At 73.2% G+C, this 21,238-nt stretch carries 17 protein-coding genes; 8 read left to right on the plus strand and 9 right to left on the minus strand.

Features of this window, described 5'->3' with window-relative positions:
• Positions 1-177 precede the first annotated feature (177 nt).
• Genes pucD through ACZ4M3_RS23285 form a run of 3 tightly spaced genes read right to left on the minus strand, consistent with a single transcriptional unit; the run spans position 178 to position 4,093 of the window.
• Positions 178-2,583 carry a xanthine dehydrogenase subunit D gene (gene pucD / locus ACZ4M3_RS23275; protein WP_467735556.1) on the minus strand — a complete coding sequence of 802 codons (2,406 nt, stop codon included), beginning with the start codon at positions 2,581-2,583 and terminating at the stop codon, positions 178-180.
• 2 nt (positions 2,584-2,585) lie between these two features.
• Positions 2,586-3,194 carry a (2Fe-2S)-binding protein gene (locus ACZ4M3_RS23280; protein ID WP_467735558.1) on the minus strand — a complete coding sequence of 203 codons (609 nt, stop codon included), beginning with the start codon at positions 3,192-3,194 and terminating at the stop codon, positions 2,586-2,588.
• Positions 3,195-3,196: 2 nt separating this feature from the next.
• Positions 3,197-4,093 (minus strand): FAD binding domain-containing protein, encoded by an 897-nt coding sequence (locus tag ACZ4M3_RS23285; RefSeq protein WP_467735560.1) that lies wholly within the window; start codon positions 4,091-4,093, stop codon positions 3,197-3,199.
• Between the two features lie 250 nt (positions 4,094-4,343).
• On the opposite strand from ACZ4M3_RS23285, the gene ACZ4M3_RS23290 reads away from it, so the two are divergent.
• Positions 4,344-6,020, plus strand: a complete 1,677-nt coding sequence (locus tag ACZ4M3_RS23290) for a PucR family transcriptional regulator (protein WP_467735562.1) — start codon at positions 4,344-4,346, stop codon at positions 6,018-6,020.
• A gap of 180 nt (positions 6,021-6,200) precedes the next feature.
• Entirely contained in the window at positions 6,201-6,959 is a 759-nt protein-coding gene (locus ACZ4M3_RS23295) for a hypothetical protein (protein WP_467735564.1), read from the plus strand.
• 498 nt (positions 6,960-7,457) lie between these two features.
• On the opposite strand, the gene ACZ4M3_RS23300 is transcribed toward ACZ4M3_RS23295, so the two are convergent.
• Positions 7,458-8,219, minus strand: coding sequence for a GntR family transcriptional regulator (locus tag ACZ4M3_RS23300; protein ID WP_467735566.1), 762 nt, complete (start codon positions 8,217-8,219; stop codon positions 7,458-7,460).
• A gap of 54 nt (positions 8,220-8,273) precedes the next feature.
• On the opposite strand from ACZ4M3_RS23300, the gene ACZ4M3_RS23305 reads away from it, so the two are divergent.
• Both ACZ4M3_RS23305 and ACZ4M3_RS23310 read left to right on the plus strand, forming a co-directional pair.
• A complete protein-coding gene (locus ACZ4M3_RS23305) occupies positions 8,274-9,104 on the plus strand; it encodes a (2Fe-2S)-binding protein (protein WP_467735568.1) in 831 nt (276 codons plus the stop codon).
• Between the two features lie 229 nt (positions 9,105-9,333).
• A complete protein-coding gene (locus ACZ4M3_RS23310) occupies positions 9,334-10,392 on the plus strand; it encodes a DUF2637 domain-containing protein (protein WP_467735570.1) in 1,059 nt (352 codons plus the stop codon).
• 66 nt (positions 10,393-10,458) lie between these two features.
• On the opposite strand, the gene ACZ4M3_RS23315 is transcribed toward ACZ4M3_RS23310, so the two are convergent.
• From ACZ4M3_RS23315 to ACZ4M3_RS23325, 3 genes are all read right to left on the minus strand, one after another.
• Positions 10,459-10,845, minus strand: coding sequence for an ATP-binding protein (locus ACZ4M3_RS23315; RefSeq protein ID WP_467735571.1), 387 nt, complete (start codon positions 10,843-10,845; stop codon positions 10,459-10,461).
• 186 nt (positions 10,846-11,031) lie between these two features.
• A complete protein-coding gene (locus ACZ4M3_RS23320; RefSeq protein WP_467735573.1) occupies positions 11,032-12,774 on the minus strand; it encodes a pyruvate dehydrogenase in 1,743 nt (580 codons plus the stop codon).
• A 66-nt stretch (positions 12,775-12,840) separates the two neighbouring features.
• Positions 12,841-14,166 (minus strand): protein phosphatase 2C domain-containing protein, encoded by a 1,326-nt coding sequence (locus ACZ4M3_RS23325; protein ID WP_467735575.1) that lies wholly within the window; start codon positions 14,164-14,166, stop codon positions 12,841-12,843.
• 340 nt (positions 14,167-14,506) lie between these two features.
• Here ACZ4M3_RS23325 and ACZ4M3_RS23330 point away from each other — a divergent pair, with 340 nt between their 5' ends.
• Genes ACZ4M3_RS23330 through ACZ4M3_RS23340 form a run of 3 tightly spaced genes read left to right on the plus strand, consistent with a single transcriptional unit; the run spans position 14,507 to position 16,463 of the window.
• Positions 14,507-15,484, plus strand: a complete 978-nt coding sequence (locus ACZ4M3_RS23330; protein WP_467736035.1) for a helix-turn-helix domain-containing protein — start codon at positions 14,507-14,509, stop codon at positions 15,482-15,484.
• A 24-nt stretch (positions 15,485-15,508) separates the two neighbouring features.
• The gene (locus ACZ4M3_RS23335; protein WP_467735576.1) at positions 15,509-15,991 is read left to right on the plus strand and encodes a DUF456 domain-containing protein; all 483 of its coding nucleotides are present in this window, start codon (positions 15,509-15,511) and stop codon (positions 15,989-15,991) included.
• Between the two features lie 46 nt (positions 15,992-16,037).
• Complete coding sequence (locus tag ACZ4M3_RS23340; RefSeq protein WP_467735578.1) at positions 16,038-16,463, plus strand: PPOX class F420-dependent oxidoreductase; 426 nt, start codon at positions 16,038-16,040, stop codon at positions 16,461-16,463.
• A gap of 343 nt (positions 16,464-16,806) precedes the next feature.
• On the opposite strand, the gene rsgA is transcribed toward ACZ4M3_RS23340, so the two are convergent.
• Positions 16,807-17,880 (minus strand): ribosome small subunit-dependent GTPase A, encoded by a 1,074-nt coding sequence (rsgA, locus tag ACZ4M3_RS23345; protein WP_467735580.1) that lies wholly within the window; start codon positions 17,878-17,880, stop codon positions 16,807-16,809.
• Between the two features lie 358 nt (positions 17,881-18,238).
• A complete protein-coding gene (locus ACZ4M3_RS23350) occupies positions 18,239-19,363 on the minus strand; it encodes a YihY/virulence factor BrkB family protein (RefSeq protein ID WP_467735582.1) in 1,125 nt (374 codons plus the stop codon).
• A gap of 17 nt (positions 19,364-19,380) precedes the next feature.
• On the opposite strand from ACZ4M3_RS23350, the gene ACZ4M3_RS23355 reads away from it, so the two are divergent.
• Positions 19,381-21,024: an acyl-CoA dehydrogenase family protein gene (locus ACZ4M3_RS23355; RefSeq protein ID WP_467735584.1), complete on the plus strand. Its 1,644-nt coding sequence runs from the start codon at positions 19,381-19,383 to the stop codon at positions 21,022-21,024.
• Positions 21,025-21,238 lie beyond the last annotated feature (214 nt).

Consider the following 21,238-nt stretch of genomic DNA (forward strand, 5'->3'; position numbering starts at 1 on the left):
CAGCGGGTACTGCGTGGGGGGACTGCTGCCGGTGGGGCGGGCCGCGAGCGGTGCGGTCCGACGTGTTCCGGACTTCGTACTCCGGGCGGTGCGACTGGCAAGTGTGACGTTCCCGGTGTCACACCGCCCGGAGAGCTGTGGGGGGTCCGGGGCCGCGCGGCCCCGGACCGGGCCGTCCTAGAGGGTGCCGGTGAGGGCTTCCGGACGGATCGGCGTCTTGGTGAGTTCCAGACCGGTCGCCTGGCGGATCGCCGCGAGTACGGCCGGGGTGGACGAGAGGGTCGGGGCCTCGCCCATCCCGCGCAGGCCGTACGGCGCGTTCGGGTCGGCGAGCTCCAGGACGTCGACCGGCATGGCCGGGGTGTCGAGGATGGTCGGGATCAGGTAGTCCGTGAAGGAGGGGTTGCGCACCTTCGCGGTCTTCGGGTCCACGATGATCTCCTCCATGATCGCGACGCCCAGGCCCTGGGTGGTGCCGCCCTGGATCTGGCCGACCACGGAAAGCATGTTCAGCGCCTTGCCGACGTCCTGCGCGGTCGCCAGCTCGACGACCTTGACCAGGCCGAGCTCGGTGTCCACCTCCACCACCGCGCGGTGCGCGGCGAAGGTGTACTGGACGTGGCCGTTGCCCTGCCCGGTGACCAGGTCGAACGGGACGGTCGGCCGGTGCCGGAACTCCAGCTCCACGTCGATCGCGTCCTCGCCCTCCAGGACGTCGGCGATGTCGGCGAGCACCTCGCCGCCGTCGGTGACGACCTTGCCGGCCTCCAGCAGCAGCTCGGCGGTCGCCCACGCCGGGTGGTACGAGCCGTTCTTGCGGCGCCCGATCTCCAGGACCTGCTCGCGGACGGCCTCACAGGTGTTCTTCACGGCGCCACCGGTCATGTACGTCTGCCGCGAGGCGGACGTGGAACCGGCGGAGCCGACCTGCGTGTCGGCCGGGTGGATGGTGACCTGCGTGACGCCCAGCTCCGTACGGGCGATCTGGGTGTGGACGGTGACGCCGCCCTGGCCGACCTCCGCCATGGCCGTGTGGACCATCGCGACGGGCTCGCCGTTGATGACCTCCAGGCGCACGCGGGCGGTCGAGTAGTCGTCGAAGCCCTCGGAGAAGCCGACGTTCTTGATGCCGACCGCGTAGCCGACGCCGCGTACGACGCCTTCGCCGTGGGTGGTGTTGGAGAGGCCGCCCGGCAGCGCGCGGATGTCCGCGCCCTCGCCGGCGGTCTCCCACTGGCGCTCCGGCGGCAGCGGGCGGGCCTTGACCCGGCGCAGCAGCTCGGCGACCGGCGCCGGGGAGTCCACGACCTGGCCGGTCGGCATGACCGTGCCCATCTCCATGGCGTTCAGCTGGCGGAACTCGACCGGGTCCATGCCCAGCTTCGCCGCGAGCTTGTCCATCTGGGCCTCGTACGCGAAGCAGGCCTGGACGGCACCGAAGCCGCGCATCGCACCGCAGGGCGGGTTGTTCGTGTAGAGCGCGATCGCCTCGATGTCGACGTCGTCCACGACGTACGGGCCCACCGAGAGGGACGACGCGTTGCCGACGACGGCCGGGGAGGCCGAGGCGTAGGCACCACCGTCGAGCACGATCTTGCACTTCATGTGCGTGAGCTTGCCGTCCCTGGTGGCGCCGTGCTCGTAGTAGAGCTTCGCCGGGTGCCGGTGCACGTGGCCGAAGAAGGACTCGAAGCGGTTGTAGACGATCTTGACCGGCTTGTTCGTGGCCAGGGCCAGCAGGCAGGCGTGGATCTGCATCGAGATGTCCTCGCGGCCGCCGAAGGCACCGCCGACGCCGGAGAGCGTCATGCGCACCTTCTCCTCGGGCAGGCCGAGGACGGGGGCGATCTGCCTGAGGTCCGAGTGCAGCCACTGGGTGGCGACGTAGAGGTCGACGCCGCCGTCCTCGGCCGGGACGGCCAGGCCGGACTCCGGGCCCAGGAAGGCCTGGTCCTGCATGCCGAAGGTGTACTCGCCCTCGACGATGACGTCGGCGCGCTTGCGGGCCTGCGCCACGTTGCCGCGGACGATCGGCTGGCGGTGCACGATGTTCGGGTGCGGGACGTGACCGATGTGGTGGTCGTCGCGGCCCTCGTGGATCAGCGGCGCGTCGGGGGCGAGGGCGGAGGCCTCGTCCGTGACCAGCGGCAGCTCACGGTAGTCGACCTTGATCTTCGCGGCCGCCCGGCGGGCGGTCTCCGGGTGGTCGGCCGCCACGAGGGCGACCGGCTCGCCGTGGTGGCGCACCCGGCCGTGGGCGAGGACCGGGGTGTCCTGGATCTCCAGGCCGTAGTTCTTCATCCGGGCCGGCAGGTCGTCGTACGTCAGGACCGAGTAGACGCCGGGCATCGCCAGCGCCTCGGAGATGTCGATGGAGACGATCTCGGCGTGGGCGACGGTGCTGCGCAGGGTCTGGCCCCACAGCATGTCCTCGTGCCACAGGTCCGAGGAGTAGGCGAACTCACCGGTGACCTTGAGGGTGCCGTCCGGGCGCAGGACGGACTCGCCGATGCCGCCCTTGTGGTGCTTCTGGCTGACGCTGGTCGGCGCGCCGGCCGGCACCGTGCGGGTGTTCCTGGCCATGGTCAGACCGCCTCTCCCTGACGGGCGGCCGCGAGGCGGACCGCGTCGAGGATCTTCTCGTAGCCCGTGCAGCGACAGAGGTTGCCGGACAGGGCCTCGCGGATGTCCTGGTCGGACGGCGAGCCGTTCTGCTCCAGCAGCGCGTCGGCCTGCACCAGCAGACCCGGGGTGCAGAAACCGCACTGCACGGCGCCGGCGTCGATGAACGCCTGCTGGACGTTGGAGAGCTCCACGCCCTCGCCGGTCTGCGAGTCGGCGCCCTTGGCGGACCACTGCCTGGCCTCGTCCAGGGTGACGCCGCCCGTGCCGCCGCAGGCGCCGCCGGTGCCGCAGCCACCACCGTGGCCGTGCTCCTCGCGCTGCTTGGCGAATTCCGCCAGGCCCTCGACGGTCACGACGTCGCGGCCCTCGACCTGGCCGGCGGCCACGAGACAGGAACACACCGGCACGCCGTCGAGGCGGACCGTGCAGGAACCGCACTCGCCCTGCTCACAGGCGTTCTTCGAACCCGGCAGGCCCAGCCGCTCGCGCAGGACGTAGAGGAGGGACTCGCCCTCCCACACGTCGTCCGCTTCCTGCTGACGGCCGTTTACGGTGAATTTGACGCGCATGATTACGCAGCCCCTTCGAGCGAGCGGCCGTTGCCGGTACCGCGGTACTGCTCCCAGGTCCAGACGAGCTGGCGGCGAGCCATGATGCCGACCGCGTGCCGGCGGTACTTCGCCGTGCCGCGGACGTCGTCGATCGGGTTCGCCGCGCCGGAGGCGAGGTCACCGAACTGCTTCGCGATCGACGGCGTGATGACCTTGCCGGACTCCCAGAAGCCGCCCTCTTCGAGCGCCGCGGTCAGGAATTCCTCGGCTGTCTTCGCCCGGACGGGGGTCGGCGCGGCCGAGCCGATGCCGGTACGGACCGTGCGGGTCCGCGGGTGCAGGGCCAGGCCGAAGGCGCAGACGGCGATGACCATCGCGTTGCGGGAGCCGACCTTGGAGTACTGCTGGGGGCCGTCCGCCTTCTTGATGTGGACGGTCTTGATGAGCTCGTCCGGGGCCAGCGCGTTGCGCTTGACACCCGTGTAGAACGCGTCGATGGGGATCAGGCGCGAGCCGCGTACGGACTCCACCTCGACCTCGGCGCCGGCCGCGAGCAGCGCCGGGTGGGCGTCACCGGCCGGCGAGGCGGTACCGAGGTTGCCGCCGACACCGCCGCGGTTGCGGATCTGCGGGGACGCGACCGTGTGCGAGGCGAGCGCGAGGCCGGGCAGCTCCGTACGGAGGTGCTCCATGATGTGCGCGTACGGGACGGACGCGCCCAGGCGCACCACGTCCGCACCGACCTCCCACTCCGCCAGCAGGCCGATGCGGTTCAGGTCGAGGAGGTACTCCGGCCGGCGGTGGTCGAAGTTGATCTCGACCATGACGTCGGTGCCACCGGCGATCGGCACGGCAGCGGGGAACTCGGCCTTGGCGGCGAGTGCCTCCTCCCAGCTGGCGGGGCGAAGGAAGTCCATGATCGGCCCTCTTCTTCATCGTGTCGTTCACTTCAAGCCAGGCGTCCCAGAGGCCCTCGACTGGTCGTTCACGTGCTGTTAACGCGGTGTGGAGCCAGTACACAAGCCGCGCGTCCCCCGGGTGCAGTCACCGAAACCATGAAGGAGTTGGCTGACGGCCTCCCTCGTCTTGTAGATTCGTATGAAAGGCAGGATGCGACGACCTGCCCGATTTCCAACGGCAACATCGAGACAGATCGGCGGCGACATCATGCGGCTGCGCGCACTGCTGGAAACCGAGGCGCTTGGGCTGCGGCTGCTGGGCGGCGAGGAAGAACTCGACCGGACGGTCCGCGGGGTCATGACGACCGACCTGAGGGATCCCAGCCGGTACCTCTCCGGAGGCGAACTTGTGCTGACCGGCCTCGCCTGGCGAAGAAATTCAGCCGACTCCGAGCCATTCGTACGAATCCTCGCGAGCGCGGGAGTCGCCGGGCTCGCGGCGGGCGAGGCGGAACTCGGGGACATCCCCGACGATCTGGTATCGGCCTGTCTGCGCAACCGGCTGCCGCTGTTCGCCGTGAACGAAGACGTCGCATTCGCCACGATCACCGAATACGTCGTGCGACAGGTCTCCGGGGAGCGCGCGGGGGACCTGGCGGCGGTCGTCGACCGGCACCGCCGCCTGATGACATCGGGTCCGGCCGGCGGCGGCCCCGATGTGGTGCTGGATCTGCTCACCACGGACCTCGATCTCCGGGCCTGGGTGCTCTCGCCGACCGGCCGGCAGATCGCCGGGGCGGGCGAGCCGCTGGCACCGGGCGTCTGCGCGACGCTGGCGAGCGAGCACCTCGCGGCGGTCCGGACGGGCCGCAGGGGGCCCCACCGGATCTCGCTCCAGGGTATTACCTACTCGCTCTTCCCGATCAGGGGACACGGGCGCGGCCCGGGCACCGTCACCCGGGACGTGCGCGAGAGCGTGCTGTCCGACTGGCTGCTCGCCGTCGAGGCCGACGCGGGCGACTGGCCGGCCGAGCGGCTCGACCTGCTCCAGGGCGTCACCCAGCTGATCGCCGTCGAGCGGGACCGGCGTGACGCGGCCCGCACGGTGCGCCGCCGCCTGGCCCAGGAGGTGCTGGAGCTGGTCCAGACGGGTGCCCCGCCGGCCGAGATCGCCGCCCGCCTGCGGGTGGCCGCGCCGGTGCTGCTGCCGGGGCTGGGCGCCGCCCCGCACTGGCAGGTGGTCGTGGCCCGGGTCGACTGGGACAACGGGGACATCCCCGGCGGCCCGGTGGCCCAGTCGCTGCTGGAGGAGATCCTGGTCGACCCGACCCTGTCGGGGCCGGAACCGTCCGACCGGATCGCGGTGGCCCATGCGGGTGACGAGGCCATCGCCCTCGTACCGCTGCCCGCGCTGCCCGGGGAGCCCGGGGAGGAGAAGGGCCCGGACTCCGCGCTGCACGCCGACGAGCTGCTGGTGACCGTACGGGAGCCGCTGGCGGCCGGACTGGCCGACGACGGACGGCTCACGCTGGGCGTCAGCGCGGCCGTGCACTCCGCCGAGGGGCTGCGCGGGGCGCTGGAGGAGGCCCGGCACGCCCGCCGGGTCGCCGCCGCCCGCCCGGGCCGGGTGTGCGCTGCCGGCCACCACGAGCTGGCCTCGCACGTGCTGCTGCTGCCGTTCGTCCCGGACGACGTCCGGCGGGCGTTCACGGCGCGGCTGCTGGACCCGCTGCGGGACTACGACCGCCGCCACCGGGCCGAGCTGATCCCGACGCTGGAGGCCTTCCTGGACTGCGACGGCTCCTGGACGCGCTGCGCGACCCGGCTGCACCTGCACGTCAACACCCTGCGCTACCGGGTCGGGCGGATCGAGCAGTTGACGGCGCGTGACCTCTCGCGGCTGGAGGACAAGCTGGACTTCTTCCTGGCACTGCGCATGAGCTGACCCGGCACCGGGGAAATCGCGCCGGCGGTCGGCGGAAACGGCTGACGAGCCGTCCGGACTTTGTGAAAGAGTTCACCCGACCCCTTGGCCGGAGCCGTCGATCCGTGCTCTCATTTCGCCCCAGGGCTCAACGACGTGCTGCTCGATTGCTTTGGGGAGGGCAATGTGGCGGATACCGCCATGTCCGGTGCCGGATCCACGGGGGGAGACGACCCCCTCCAGCGGGCGATATGGCGGCTGCGCTCGCGCGGCTGTTGGACCGACGCGGCTGCCCTGCTGACGCCCCACGCGGGCAGCGCCCGGGCAGCAGTGCAGCGGACCGCGCTGCTGGTGGAGCGGTGCCTGTTCACGGGCCAGGGCTGGGCGGAGGCGGAGGACGCCCTGCGCATCGCGGAGGCCGTGGCCCAGGACGACGAGGAGCGGGGCGCGGCGGCGTGCGAGCGGGGGCAACTGGCGTACGCCGCGACGGTGCTCGGGGTCCGGGACCGGGCGGACGAGGCGCGTTCGGCGCTGGGCCGGGCGGCGGCGCTGCTGTCGCCCGGGTCCGGCAGCCGCCCGCTGCTGGACTTCCGGCGGGGCCTGGTGGCCGAGCACCTGGCGGACGCCCCGGACGCGGCCCGGCCGGCGTACCACCGGGCGCACGCGGGGGCGACGGCGCAGGGGGACGCGCTGCTGTTGTCGTTCACGTGGCGCCACCTGGCGGCGCTGTCCCTGCGGGACGGGGAGGTGGCGGAGGCCCGCGAAGGCTTCGCGGAGTCCCTGCGCATCCGTGAGGAACTCGGCTTCCTGATCGGCACGGCCCCGGCCCTGGCGGCCCTGGCCGAAGCCGAACCGGAACCGGAAGCCGCCCGCCTCCGCGCGGAAGCCCGCCGCCTGTTCCACCTCCTGGGCGGCATCCCCACCTGGCTGGCGGACCAACTCCACCCCACCCCGGCCTAGCCCCAGCCGGGGGGCCGCCCGGCCCACGGGGCTCTGCCCCGCACCCCGCGCCTCAATCACTGGCGGGGCTCGATGTACCCGGCCTCGTCGGCCAGACCCAGCCTCACCGGCGCTTGACGCGCGGGGCCGGCCATTCGGGCCCGCCGACACTGAGGGGCGAGGCCCGGCAATCTCAGCCCCACCAGCGCTTGAGGCGCGAGGCCCGGTCAATTCCAGCCCCGCCGACGCTTGAGGCGCAAGGCCCGGCCAATTCCAGCCCCGCCGACGCTTGAGGCGCAAGGCCCGGCCAATTCCAGCCCCGCCGACGCTTGAGGCGCAAGGCCCGGCAATCTCAGCCCCGCCGGCGCTTGAGGCGCGGGGCCTGGGGCGGAGCCCCAGAACACCCGGCGCAGCCGGGGCCGCGCAGCGCGACGGGGCCGCAGCAGCTCGGCCCGGTCGGCCAGCCCCGCCGGCGCTTGAGGCACGGGGCCCCGTCAGAGCCCCGCGCAGCCGGACGGCTCAGCCGCTCGCGCCCGCGAAGTGGTCCCGGACCAGGGACTCCACCGCCCCCACCTCCCCCGCGATCAGCGCCTCCAGCAGCGCCGCGTGCTCCTCCGCATCCGCCACCAGCTCCGCCCGCCGCACCCTCGGCGCACCCGGCAGCGGCAGCATCGCCCGCCTGTGCAACTCCTCCGCCAACCGCACCAGCTGGTCGTTCCCCGCCAGCGACAGCACCGCCCGGTGGAACGCCCGGTCCGCCTCCCCGTAAGCCGCGAGGTCACCGGCCCGCGCCGCCTCCCCCGTCGCCGCGGCCGCCGGCCGCAGCCGGGCCCAGGCCGAGGCCGGTACGTCCCGCGCCAGCCTCAGCATCACCGGTACCTCCAGCAGCGCCCGTACCTCCGCCAGCTCCGCCAGCGCCTGCGGGCTGCGGCTCAGCACCCGGAACCCCCGGTTCGGCAGACATTCCACCGCCCCCTCCAGCGCCAGCTGCTGCATCGCCTCGCGCACGGGCGTCGCGGAGACCCCGAACCGCTCCCCCAGCGCCGGGCCGGAGTAGATCTCGCCGGGTACCAGCTCGCCAGCGACCAGCGCCGCGCGCAGCGCGTCCAGCACCTGCCCGCGCACCGAATGCCGGCGCACCTTCTGCGCCGGAACCGTCTCCCTGACCGACTCGGCCGGCACCCGGTCGTGGGCCGTCTCGTGCACTCGGTCCTCCTCCGGGTCTCGACCTGCTCCGAGAATAGGCGACCCGGCCGGCCCGTCCCCCGACCCACCGCCCACACCAATCCAGTAAGGTAAGGCTTACCTTCAACGATCAGCGATCGGTGTGCCGCCATGCCCCTCCCGACCTCAGCCGTACCGGCCGTCACAGCCGCCTACCGACGCCTGGCCGAGGTCTGCCCCGCCCTGGAGATCACCGAGCTCGGCGCCTTCGACCCCCTCCCCCGCGGCACGGGATGGACCAGCGCCGCGGAGCTCGCGGCCGGCGGGCCGGCCCTCGACGGCTACCTCGCCTGGGACGCCGCCCAAGTGGTGCGGGACTACGGGCGCCCCGGCCGCCCCGACGTCGTGGCCGGCTTCGGGTTCCACCGCTACGCCTGGCCCGCCTGCCTGCTGATCACCGTCCCGTGGTTCCTGCACCGCCGCGTCCCGCGCCCCGCCCGCGTGGCGTTCCACCGCACCCTCGGCCGCCTCGCCGTCCACGCCGACGGTTTCGCCTGCCTCCCCGACGACCCCGCCGCCTGCCTCCCCGGAGCCCGGGTCGTGCCCGACGAGGAGGCCCTGCGCCGGGAGGTGCGGGAGGCCGTCGCCGAACACCTCGGACCCGTGCTGGAAGGTTTCGGCCCCCGCATGCGGCGCGGCCGCCGCGCCCTGTGGGGGATGGTGACCGACGAGGTCGTGGAAGGCCTCTGGTACGCCGGGCAGCTGCTCGGCGAGGAGGAGCGGGCCGTGGCCGAGCTGGAGGCGCTGCTGCCGGGCTCGACCGCCCCGTACCCCACGGGCGCCGGCTTCCGTACGCTCGCCGGCCCCGAAGGCGCCCCGCTGCCCACCCGGGACCGGGCAGGCTGCTGCCTCTTCTACACGATCCGCCCCGAGGACACCTGTCTGACCTGTCCCCGCACCTGCGACACGGACCGCGTCACCCGCCTCACGGCGACGGCCTGACCCCTCCGGTCCCGCATCACCCGGCCGGACCGCATGCAACCCACCCGTGCGGGTGACCTTGATTCGAACGCAATCCCGCTACTGCGCCTCCCAGTTCGAGACACAACACCCTATCCGGCGTGCGCCACCCCCCGAAGGCGTCCACTTGGCCCGAAACCCGCATGGACGGCCGGCCGGCTGCGCCACTATGGCGCCCGGAAAGCCGCATACGCGAGGCAAGGACATCCGCATGAGACTGACCGACATATCGCTGGACTGGCTGCTGCCCGGCGGCCTGTTGCTCCTGGGCGTACTTGCGGCAGTGGCGGTACTGGCCCGGGGCAAGCGCGAGAGCGAGAAGGCCGCGGCCGAGGACACGTGGGAGCGCAGCGAGGAGCGGCGCCGGCGCAAGGAGGCCGTCTACGGCACGGCCTCGTACGTCCTGCTGTTCTGCTGTGCGGCGGTCGCCGCGGCGCTCTCCTTCCACGGGCTGGTCGGCTTCGGCCGGCAGAACCTGAACCTGTCCGGGGGCTGGGAGTACCTCGTCCCGTTCGGCCTCGACGGCGCGGCGATGTTCTGCTCGGTGCTCGCGGTCCGCGAGGCGAGCCACGGCGACGCGGCGCTCGGCTCGCGCATGCTGGTCTGGCTGTTCGCCGGCGCGGCGGCCTGGTTCAACTGGGTGCACGCACCCCGGGGGAGCGGCCACGACGGCGCCCCGCAGTTCTTCGCGGGCATGTCGCTCTCGGCGGCCGTCCTCTTCGACCGCGCGCTCAAGCAGACCCGCCGGGCCGCGCTGCGCGAACAGGGCCTCATCCCGCGGCCGTTGCCGCAGATCCGGATGGTCCGCTGGATGCGGGCGCCCCGGGAGACCTTCGGCGCGTGGTCGCTCATGCTGCTGGAGGGGGTCCGCACCCTCGACGAGGCCGTGGACGAAGTACGCGAGGACAAGCGCGAGAAGGAGCAGGACCGGCACCGCAGGCGCGATCAGAACCGGCTCGACCGGGCGCGCATCAAGGCGCTGGGCCGGCAGAACAGGGCGTTCGGCCGTTCGCGCGGCCGCCAGGTCGAACTGCCGGGGCTGGCCCCCGGCTCGGGCTCCGCGCCGGTCGGCGCGGAGCCGGCCATATCGGAAGCGGAGCAGCTGCCCCTGCGACGCCGGCCCTCCCTGCAAGCCGTGACCGGAACCGAACCGGCTGATCCGGCCGGTCCGCGCACGGTGGACCTCACCGCCGAGGACGACACCCAGACGATTCCCCGGCTCGACTCCTTGGAGCGCAAACTCAAGGACCTGGAACAGCAGTTCGGCTGACCGGACGGCCGACCGCACCCAAGGGGCGGTCCGGGGCGCGGGTGACTGCGCGCCCCGAACCGGCCCTCAGGCGTCGAGTTCGAACCAGACCACCTTGCCGGCTCCGAGGGCCAGCGCGTCCACGCCCCAGTCGTCGGCCAGCGCCTGCACCAGGACCAGCCCCCTGCCGTGCGTACCGTCGTCGGCGGACGTTACGTACGGGCGGGGCCGGCGGGCGGCGTAGTCGCGGACCTCGACCCGCAGCCGGGTGTCGGCGATGCACGCGGACACCTCCGCGCCCTGTTCGGTGTGGACGAGGGCGTTGGTGACGAGTTCGGTGATCAGCAGCTCCGCCACCTCGGTGGCGTCCGTCCGGCACCGGTGGCGCATCAGCTCCCGCAGCGACCGCCGGATCTCCCCCACGGCCTTCAGGTCCGCCCGGCGCACACTGTGCACGATCTCCGGCGCGTCCACCGCTTCGCCGCCCTCGGCGGACGGTTCCCGCGGTACCGGCCGCCCTCTCCTCCATTGCTTTCCGGTCTTCGCCCCCACCCGCACGGCGATGTACCTCCCCCGTTGTTCGCCTCTCCGAATCGACCCGCACGCTCGAACAGGTCTACGGGATGCATGCCCCCCGGGGCAATCCGCACTCCTGCCGGCTCAGGGACGTGGCACGTTGCGCAGGTTGGATCGCGCCATCTGAACCATTCTGCCGACTCCTCCGTCCAGCACGATCTTGCTGGCGGAAAGGGCGAAACCGGTCACCATTTCGGCACTGATCCTGGGTGGAATCGACAGGGCGTTGGGGTCGGTCACGATGTCCACCAGCGCGGGCCCCTTGTGCCGGAACGCGTCCTTCAAAGCCCCGGTGAGCTGCTTGGGCTTCTCCACGCGCACCCCGTACGCCCCGGCCGCGCGGGCGATGGCGGAGAAATCCGGGTTCCGGTTCGTGGTTCCGTACGAGGGCAGGCCGGAAACCATCATTTCCAACTCGACCATTCCGAGCGACGAGTTGTTGAAGAGGACCACTTTGACGGGCAGCCCGTACTGCACCAGGGTGAGGAAATCTCCCATCAGCATCGAGAATCCGCCGTCACCCGACATCGAGACCACTTGACGGCCGCGGTCGGTGAACTGTGCTCCGATCGCCTGGGGAAGGGCGTTGGCCATGGAGCCGTGGCTGAAGGAACCGATGATGCGCCGTTTGCCGTTCGGCGAAAGATAGCGTGCCGCCCATACGTTGCACATGCCGGTGTCCACCGTGAAGACGGCGTCTTCGTCCGCCAGTTCGTCCAGGACGGCGGCGACGTACTCGGGGTGGATGGGGGTGTGCTTCTCCACCTTGCGCGTGTACGCCTTGACCACGCCCTCCAGCGCGTCCGCGTGCTTCTTGAGCATCCGGTCCAGGAAGCGGCGGTCCGTCTTGGCTCGCACCCGGGTGTTCAGCACCCGCAGGGTCTCCCGTACGTCGCCCCAGACGGCCAGGTCCAACTGGGAGCGGCGGCCGAGGTGTTCGGGGCGGATGTCGACCTGGACGATCTTCACGTCGTCGGGGAGGAAGGCGTTGTACGGGAAGTCGGTGCCGAGCAGGATCAGCAGGTCGCACTCGTGGGTGGCCTCGTAGGCGGCGCCGTAGCCGAGCAGCCCGCTCATCCCCACGTCAAAGGGGTTGTCGTACTGGATCCATTCCTTTCCGCGCAGCGCGTGCCCCACCGGGGCCTTGACCCGGCCGGCGAACTCCATGACCTCGGCGTGCGCCCCGGCGGTGCCGCTGCCGCAGAAGAGGGTGACCCGGTCCGCCTCGTCGATCAGCCGGACCAGCTTCTCGATCTCGCCGTCCCCGGGCCGTACGGTCGGCCGCGCGGTCACCAGGGCGTGTTCCACCGTCTTCGCGGGGGCGGGCAGGGAGGCGATGTCGCCGGGCAGTGAGATGACGCCGACGCCGCTGCGGCCGACGGCGTGCTGGATGGCGCTCTGCAGCACCCGGGGCATCTGCTTGGGGTTCGAGATCAGCTCGCTGTAGTGGCTGCACTCGGTGAACAGCCGGTCCGGGTGGGTTTCCTGGAAGTACCCGAGCCCGATCTCGCCGGAGGGGATGTGCGAGGCCAGTGCCAGCACCGGGGCCATCGAGCGGTGGGCGTCGTACAGGCCGTTGATCAGGTGCAGGTTGCCGGGACCGCAGGAGCCCGCGCAAGCGGCGAGCCGGCCGGTGATCTGGGCCTCGGCTCCGGCCGCGAAGGCGGCCGTCTCCTCGTGGCGGACCTGGATCCACTCGATGCCGTCCGTCCGGCGGATGGCGTCCACCACCGGGTTCAGGCTGTCGCCCACGACTCCGTACATCCGCCGCACGCCCGCGCGTACGAGGATGTCGACGAACTGCTCCGCCACGTTCTGCTTGGCCATGGAAGGGGCGCCCTCTCCGGTTCGGCTGTGCCGCGTGCGCCTTCCATCCACGCACGAACCGCGCCGTTACGCCTCCCAGACCGCGGCGGCCGTCCGGTCGTCGGCGTAGCCCTTGAGGCGCAGCTGGGCGTCCGCGAGGAACGCGGCGAGGCCGGGCGGTTCGGCCTGCGACCAGCGGGCGGCGAGCTCGGCCGGGAGCAGCCCCTCCTCGCGCATCGGGGCCGCGAGACCACCCGAGCAGAGCAGCAGGGTGTCACCGGCCCGGGCCAGCGAGGCACGGAAGCGGAATCCCCCGGCCGCGTCCACCGGCGGGTGCGCGGTGTCCTCCGGTTCCAGGTCCTGCCACTGGCCGCCCCGCAGCCGGAAGAACCCGCCCGCGCCCGCGCCGAAGCACACCCGGGTGCGGCACTGCGGGTCCACCGGCAGCAGCAGCCCGCGCAGCCCGGCGGTGTAGCCCTCCTCCGCCAGGCCCAGCTCCGCCGCGCGGGACCGCAGCCGCCCGTAGCCCCGGTCGGTGAGCCGCTGGAGCCCGGAGCGCAGGGCCTCCCGGCTGCCGGCCCGGATGTCCTCGGCCAGCCGCTGCCGGCTGCGCCCGACGGCCGCGGCGACCGAGTGGCACAGTTCGGCCGCGGCCTCCCGGGCGCCGGGCGCGGCCCGGTCGCCGCCCGCGAGGGCCACCAGGACCAGGGCGTCGTCGCCGCTGCCGAAGCGGGCGGTCAGCAGGAAGTCCCGGCGGCCCTCGCCGCGGAACCGGGCGGAGTCCCCGCGCAGCGAGGCGGCGCGCAGGGTGTACGTGCCGTAGCGGGCCCCCTCCAGGACGGTGTCGGGGGTGAGGTCGCCCAGGGCGGCCGGGTCGGCCTCGGGCAGGGCGCCCGGCTCGGCCGCGTAGGTCGGGGCCCGGTCGCCGAGGTGGCGTACGCCGGGCCGGTCGGTTGGGTCGTGGTCCGGCGGCTCCGCGACGGGGCCGGAGGCGGGGGCCTGGCGCGGGGCGGCGGGCCGGGTGTCCCCGGGCGGCGCGGACCCGGTGCCGGTGCCTCCGGCGCTCCGGGGCCGCAGCGGCAGCCCGGGCTCCGCGGCCGGTTCGGGAGCGGCGGCCGGTTCGGGAGCCGCGGGGGGTACGGTGAGCCCGCCCAGGGCGTAGCCGGTCGGCCCGGGCCGGCGCGGGTCGGGCGGCGGCTCCTCGGCGGGGGGTGCGGGCTCCGCCTCCCGGCGCGGCCCGGGCAGCAGGCGGCCCGGCGGGTCCGCCGCCGCGGCGGGCTCCTCCCCGTCCTTCACCAGCACCACCGCCGAGTGGTAGCGGTGGTCCAGCGTGTCCTCCGGATCGGGCTCGGGTCCCGCGCCCTGGTCCTCGTAGAGCTTCTGCCACCAGTCGTCCGCGCGCCGCTGACTCATGCCGCTATTCTCGGCCGCCCGCCGGGGCGGAAAACGCCGAATGCACGAAAGAGGCCCACCGGGCCGCCGCCCGGTGGGCCCCTCGCGTTCCTGTCGTACGGGCCGGCGATTTCCGCCTTCCCGTTCGACCGTCCGGGGGTGCGGGCGCCCGCCGCGACCGTGGTTCCGCCTCGGTGCGGACGGCGGGGCTGCCGCGCGGCGTGGGCTCGTGGCCTGCGGATGTTCTACTGCGGTGCCCTCACCTTGGCAGAGGGCCGGGGGGTGCGGCGATGATGGCGGCGGCGGGTTCGCGCCGTGGCCGCTTCCCGCCAGGAACGGTACGAAGGGGTGGGTGGACGGGTTGCTGGGTGCGATAGGCCTGGACGAGGGTCAGGAGTCGGCGTACCGCGCGCTGGTGGCACTGGGCGCGGCGGAGGTGCCCGATCTCGCGCACCGGCTGTCGCTTCCCGTGCGGCAGACCGAGGGGGCGCTGCGGCACCTGGAACGCCACGGCCTGGCGGCGCAGTCCTCGGCCCGGCCGGGGCGCTGGGTGGCGGCCCCGCCCGGGGTGGCGCTGGGGGCGCTGCTGAACCGGCAGCGGCACGAGCTGGAACGGGCGGAGCTGGCGGCGACGCTGCTGGCACAGGAGTACCGGGCGGAGGCCGCCGAGCAGTCGGTGCACGACCTGGTGGAGGTGGTGACGGGCGCGAGCGCGGTCGCCCACCGCTTCGTACAGCTCCAGCTGGGGGCGGTGGAGGAGGTGCGCGCGCTGGTGGACAGCCGCCCGGAGGTGGTGACGGGCGCGGAGAACGAGGCGGAGGAACGGGCCGTCGTACGGGGCGTCGCCTACCGGGTCGTCATCGAGCGGGAGGTCCTCGCCCAGCCGACCGGGATCCGCGAGGCGACGACGGCGCTGGCGCGCGGCGAGCACGTCCGGGTGACGGCGCGGGTGCCGACCAAGCTGGTGATCGCGGACCGGAGCCTGGCGATGGTGCCGCTGACGGCGCCGGGCGCGGAGCCGACGGCCCTGGTGGTGCACGCGTCGGGGCTGCTGGAGTCCCTGTCGGGCCTGTTCGAGGCGGTGTGGCGGGAGTCGCTCCCGCTGCGGCTGGGCGCGACGGGCTCCGCGGAGCAGTCGCCGGGCACCCCGGACGCCACCGACCTGGAGATCCTGAGCCTGCTGCTGGCCGGGATGACGGACACGAGCGTGGCGAAGCACCTGGAACTGGGCCTGCGCACGGTGCAGCGCCGGGTCAAGGGCCTGATGGAACTGGCCGGGGTCACGACCCGGCTGCAACTGGGCTGGTACGCGTACGAACGGGGCTGGGTGGCCCGATAGGGCCCGGTCGGTCACGCTGAGCAGATGGATCTGCCTCAGCTGCTCCTGGTGGGGCTGGTGTTGCTGCTCGGGCTGCTGGGGGTGATGGTGCCGGGGGTCCCGGGGACCTGGCTGGTGTGGGCCGGGGTGCTGTGGTGGGCCCTGAACGAGCGCTCGTCGGCCGCGTGGATCCTGCTGGTGGCGTCGACGGGGCTGCTGCTGGTGGTGCAGGTGGTGATCTGGCTCCTGCCGCCGCGGCGGCTGCGGGGGGTGGGGATCCACCGCCGGATGGTGGTGTACGCGGGCGCGGGCGCGCTGCTGGGCTTCGTACTGGTACCGGTGCTGGGCGCCGTGCCGGGCTTCGTGGGCGGCGCCTACCTGAGCGAGCGGCTGCGCCTGGGCTCCGCCGGCGAGGCCCGCGCGTCGGTCCGGGCGGTGATGCGGGCGGTGGGGACGAGCGTGCTGGTGGAGCTGCTGGCCTGCCTGCTGGTGACGGCGGCCTGGGTGGCCGCGGTCCTCCGGGCCTGAACCGCTCCCCGGTGCGGGGTCCGGGCGGGGATGCGAGGCTGCCGGTATGACGACGACGGCGTTCGAGGGTTTCAGCGAGGCGGAACTGTCCTACCTGCGGTCGCAGCGCCTGGGCCGGCTGGCCACGGTGGACCCGGCCGGGCAGCCGCAGGCGAACCCGGTGGGGTTCTTCCCGCAGGAGGACGACACGATCCTGGTCGGCGGGAGGGCGATGGGCACGACTAAGAAGTGGCGCAACCTGAAGGCGAACCCGCGGCTGTCGCTGGTGGTCGACGACCTGGTGAGCACGCGCCCGTGGCGCGTCCGCGGCATCGAGGTCCGCGGCCGCGCCGCCCTGGAGGTCGGCACCCACGCCCTGGGCCCCCACTTCAGCCCGGAGGTCATCCGCATCCACCCGACCCACGTCATCAGCTGGGGCCTCGACCCGACCCCGACCCCCGCCGGGGGCAACGCCAGCCCCGCCGGCGATTGAGGCGCAGGGTCCGGGGCGGAGCCCCACATTCAGCCCCGCCGCGCGATTGAGGCGCAGGGTCCGGGGCGGAGCCCCACATTCAGCCCCGCCAGCGATTGAGGCGCAGGGTCCGGAGCGGAGCCCCACATTCAGCCCCGCCAGCGATTGAGGCGCAGGGTCCGGGGCGGAGCCCCACATTCAGCCCCGCCAGCAATTGAGGCGCGGGGTCCGGAGCGGAGCCCCACATTCAGCCCCGCCGGCGATTGAGGCGCGGGGTCCGGGGCGGAGCCCCGGAAAGCCTGGCGCAGCCGGGGCCGCTCCGCGCCGCGGCGCCGCAGAGGAACCGCCCCGGCCGCCCCGGCCGTCAGAACCTCCCGGCCCGCTTCGCGGCATAGTTGGCCCGGCCCTCGGCCGACTTCATCCGCCAGTCCCGCCGGATCTCCGACCGGACCCTCGCATCCGTCTTCGCCACGATCCGCTGGTTCTCCCGCAGCAGCTTCCGGTAGCTCTCCAGCCGCCGCTCCGCCAGCGCCCCCGACTCCACCGCACCCAGCACCGCGCACCCCGGCTCCGCGACGTGCGCGCAGTCGTGGAAACGGCACTCGGCGGCGTAGTCCTCGATCTCCGAGAACACCTGCCCGACCCCCGCCTCGGCGTCCCACAGCCCGACGCCCCGCAGCCCCGGGGTGTCGATCAGCACGCCCCCGCCCGGCAGCGCCAGCAGGTTGCGCGTCGTCGTGGTGTGCCGGCCCTTGCCGTCGACCTCCCGGGTCCGCTGGACCTCCATGACCTCCGTCCCGAGCAGCGCGTTGGCCAGCGTCGACTTTCCGGCCCCGGAGACGCCCAGCAGCACGCTCGTGCCGCCCGACACCACCGCAGCCAGGACGTCCGTGCCCTCCCCCGTCAGGGACGACACCGTGAGCACCTGCACCCCCGGTGCGGTGGTTTCCACGTCCTGGACCAGGTGGGCGAGGACCGTCGGGTCCGGCACGAGGTCCGCCTTGGTCAGGACGACCAGCGGCTGCGCCCCCGACTCCCAGGCGAGCGCCAGGAAGCGCTCGATCCGGCCCAGGTCGAGCTCCACTGCGAGCGAGACCGCGATGACGGCGTGGTCGACGTTCGCGGCGAGGATCTGCCCCTCGGAGCGCTGCGAGGAGGTGGACCGTACGAAGGCGGTCCGGCGCGGCAGGTACGCCTTCACGTAGCGGGGGTTGCCGGCCGGCTCGACGGCGGCCCAGTCACCCGTGCAGATGACCCGCAACGGGTCGTGCGGGGTGACGAACGCGGTGTCCGCGCGGACGGTGCCGTCCGCGGTCACGACGTCGCACTGACCCCGGTCGACCCGTACGACGCGGCCCGGCAGCAGCCCCTGCGCCTCGTACGGGGCGAATTCGGCCGCCCACGCGTCGTCCCAGCCGAAGGCGGCGAGGGCGGGCATGGAGGAGCCGTGCGTGGCAGAAGAACCAGAAGAGGAGAAAGACAAGGGGAACCCTTCACAGGGTGGCCCCGGCAGCGCGCGCTCGGCGGCGCGCGGAGAAGTGTGAGGTCAGCCGGAGGCCACGGGGGTGGCATTGACGGTCTTCCGAGTGCGGGCAGCGCCCTGCGTCACGACAGTCATCAATGGACTCACCTCCGGGTCATGCACGAACTGGCCGTCCCGCGACCGTGCGGTGCGGCGGGAACGGGCCCACCGTAACAACGCCGCTTCCGCCAACGCCAACTCTTTTTCCGCCCGTTCGCGCGGGCGCGCCGGCAGCGCGTGCCCCGCCCGCCGCCAGCGCGTGCCCGGCCCGCCGTCAGTGCTTGCGCAGGCGCGCCGAATAGTCGTCCGGCGGCAGGAAGTTCGACCAGCGTTCGGGGAACTCCGAGGGCATTCCGGCGTCCTCGTCGTCCTCGGACTCCCCCTCGGCCAGGGCCCGCCAGGCCGCCGCCCGCGCCACCAGCTGGGCGGCCTCCGCCTCCCGCACCCGCTCGTTCGCCTCGCGCGCCGCCGCGGTGGCCAGCGAGGGCCAGACCCGGTCGATGGCGGCGTTGACGGCCGCGCCGACGAGGACGGCGAAGGCGGAGACGCCGATCCACAGCAGCACCGCCACCGGCGCGGCCAGGGACCCGTAGATCGTCGGTCCCTCGACGGTGTTGGTCAGGTAGATCCGCAGCAGGAACGAGCCCAGCACCCACATGGCCAGGGCGACGAGCGCGCCGGGCACGTCCTCGATCCACGGGGACCGGACCGGAACGGAGACGTGGTAGAGCGTCGTCAGGAAGACGATCGAGAGCAGCGTGACGGTCGGCCAGTACAGCACCGCGATCACTTCCGTGCTCCACGGCACCCACCGCACCACCGCGTCGGGGCCGGCCACCATCAGCGGCAGCACGATCGCGCCGATCACGAGCGCGACCACGTACAGCAGGAAGGCCAGTAGCCGGGTCTTGACGATGCCGCGCTGCCCGTCGAGGCCGTACATCACCGTGATGGTGTCGATGAAGACGTTGACGGCCCGCGAGCCCGACCACAGGGCGAAGGCGAAGCCGATCGAGATGAGGTCGGGGCGGCCGCCGCGGGTCACGTCGTCCAGCATCGGTTTCGCGATCTCGTTGACGCCCCGGTCGGACAGCACGGTGCCGACCGCCCGCAGGATGTTCTCCTCGATGCTGGCGACGAAGGTGCCGCCCGTCCAGCCGTCCACGTACCCGAGCAGGCCGAGGAGGCCGACGAAGAGCGGCGGGAGCGAGAGGAGGGTGAAGAAGGCCGCTTCGGCGGCCAGCCCGAGGATGCGGTACTCGACGCACGAGTTGACGGTGTCCTTGAGCAGCAGCCAGCCCATCTTGCGCTTGGACACGTTGCGGTAGAGCGCGCGGGCCCGGTGGAGCCGTCCCGGCCGCCCTGGGATCCGCTCGGGTGTTTCTTTTGCTGGCTGCACGTCCTTACGGTATCCGCATGGCAGCCACCACCCACACAGTGACCAATCAGGCGCCGCCCCTTGTGGGCTACGACGCCTACTCCGGCGACCGGGCCCTGCGCGAGGGCATCGAGCGGCACCTGGCCGACGCGCCCCCCGCACTGCTCGGTGAGGTACGGGAGGAGCTCACCTCCCTGGGGCTCGCGACGGGCTCCGAGCAGGCCCAGCTCTGGGGGGTGCAGGCGAACGGGAATCCGCCCGAGCTGCGGACGCACGACCGGTACGGGAACCGGATCGACGAGGTCGTCTTCCACCCGGCGTGGCACCGGCTGCTGGGGCACGCGGTGACGTCCGGGCTGACCGACGCGTGGGGGCGCCCGGCCGGGCACCTGCGCCGCGCGGCGGGGTTCTTCCTGTGGTCGCAGGCCGAGTCGGGGCACGGCTGCCCGGTCTCGATGACGCACGCGGCGGTCCCGGCGCTGCGCACCGACCCGGAGCTGGCCGCCGAGTGGGAGCCGCGGCTGACCTCGCACGTGTACGAGGAGGGCTTGCGGCCGCCGGGGCAGAAGGCCGGCGTGCTGTTCGGGATGGGCATGACGGAGAAACAGGGCGGCAGCGACGTACGGGCGAACACGACGGTGGCCAAGCCGCTGGACGCGTCCGGCGAGTACCTGCTGACCGGGCACAAGTGGTTCTGCTCCGCGCCGATGTCGGACGGTTTCCTGGTGCTGGCGCAGGCTCCCGGGGGGCTGACCTGCTTCCTGGTGCCGCGGGTGCTGCCGGACGGGACCCGCAACGTCTTCGCGATCCAGCGGCTCAAGGACAAGCTGGGGAACAAGTCGAACGCGTCGAGCGAGGTGGAGTTCGACGGGACGTGGGGGCGGCGGGTCGGCGAGGAGGGCCGGGGGGTGCGGACCATCATCGAGATGGTCGCGGCGACCCGGCTGGACTGTGTGATCGGTTCGGCGTCGCTGATGCGCCAGGCGTTGACGCAGGCCGTCCACCACGCGGAGCACCGCTCTGCTTTCGGAGCACGGCTCATCGAGCAGCCGCTGATGCGCAACGTCCTGGCCGACCTCGCCCTGGAGTCGGAGGCCGCGACCGTGCTGACGCTGCGCCTGGCGGCCGCGTACGACGCCGGGACGGAACAGGAGCGGGCCTTCCTGCGCCTGGCGGTGCCCGCGGCCAAGTACTGGGTGACCAAGCGGTGTACGCCGATGGTGGCGGAGGCCCTGGAGTGTCTGGGCGGCAACGGCTACGTCGAGGAGTCGGGGCTGCCGCGGCTGCTGCGCGAGTCCCCGCTGAACTCGATCTGGGAGGGGTCGGGCAATGTCCAGGCCCTGGACGTGCTGCGCGCCCTGCAACGGGAGCCGCAGGCGCTGAACGCGTTCCTCCAGGAGGTCGGGCTGGCCCGGGGCGCCGATCACCGGCTGGATTCGGCCGTCAAGGACCTGCTGACGGACCTCGCCGACCTGGAGGGCATCGAGGCCCGGGCCCGGCGGGTGGTGGAGCGCATGGCCCTGGTGCTCCAGGGGTCGCTGCTGGTGCGGTGGGCGCCGGCGGAGGTCGCGGACGCGTTCTGCGCCTCGCGCCTCGGCGGGGACCGGGGGTCGGCCTTCGGGACGCTGCCGCACAGCCTGGACCTGCGGGCGGTGGTGGAACGGGCCCGGATCGCCGGCTAGGAGCGGTCCCCAAACCGTTCCGCGCCCGGGATCCGTGCCCGCTGACCCGAGACCGGGGGCGGCGCCGCGCCGACTCGGCGCCGCCCCCGGTTCGAGAAGCCCCGAGGAAGGAGCTGTCACGCCGCTCGGCGGCGTCCCGATAGTTTCGGTCGGGCGACCGCGGGTTGGCGAGGGTTGCATACCGTTGCAACCCTTCACCAGTCGAACCGGTCGA

This window comes from Streptomyces sp. NPDC026522 (genome assembly GCF_055567555.1).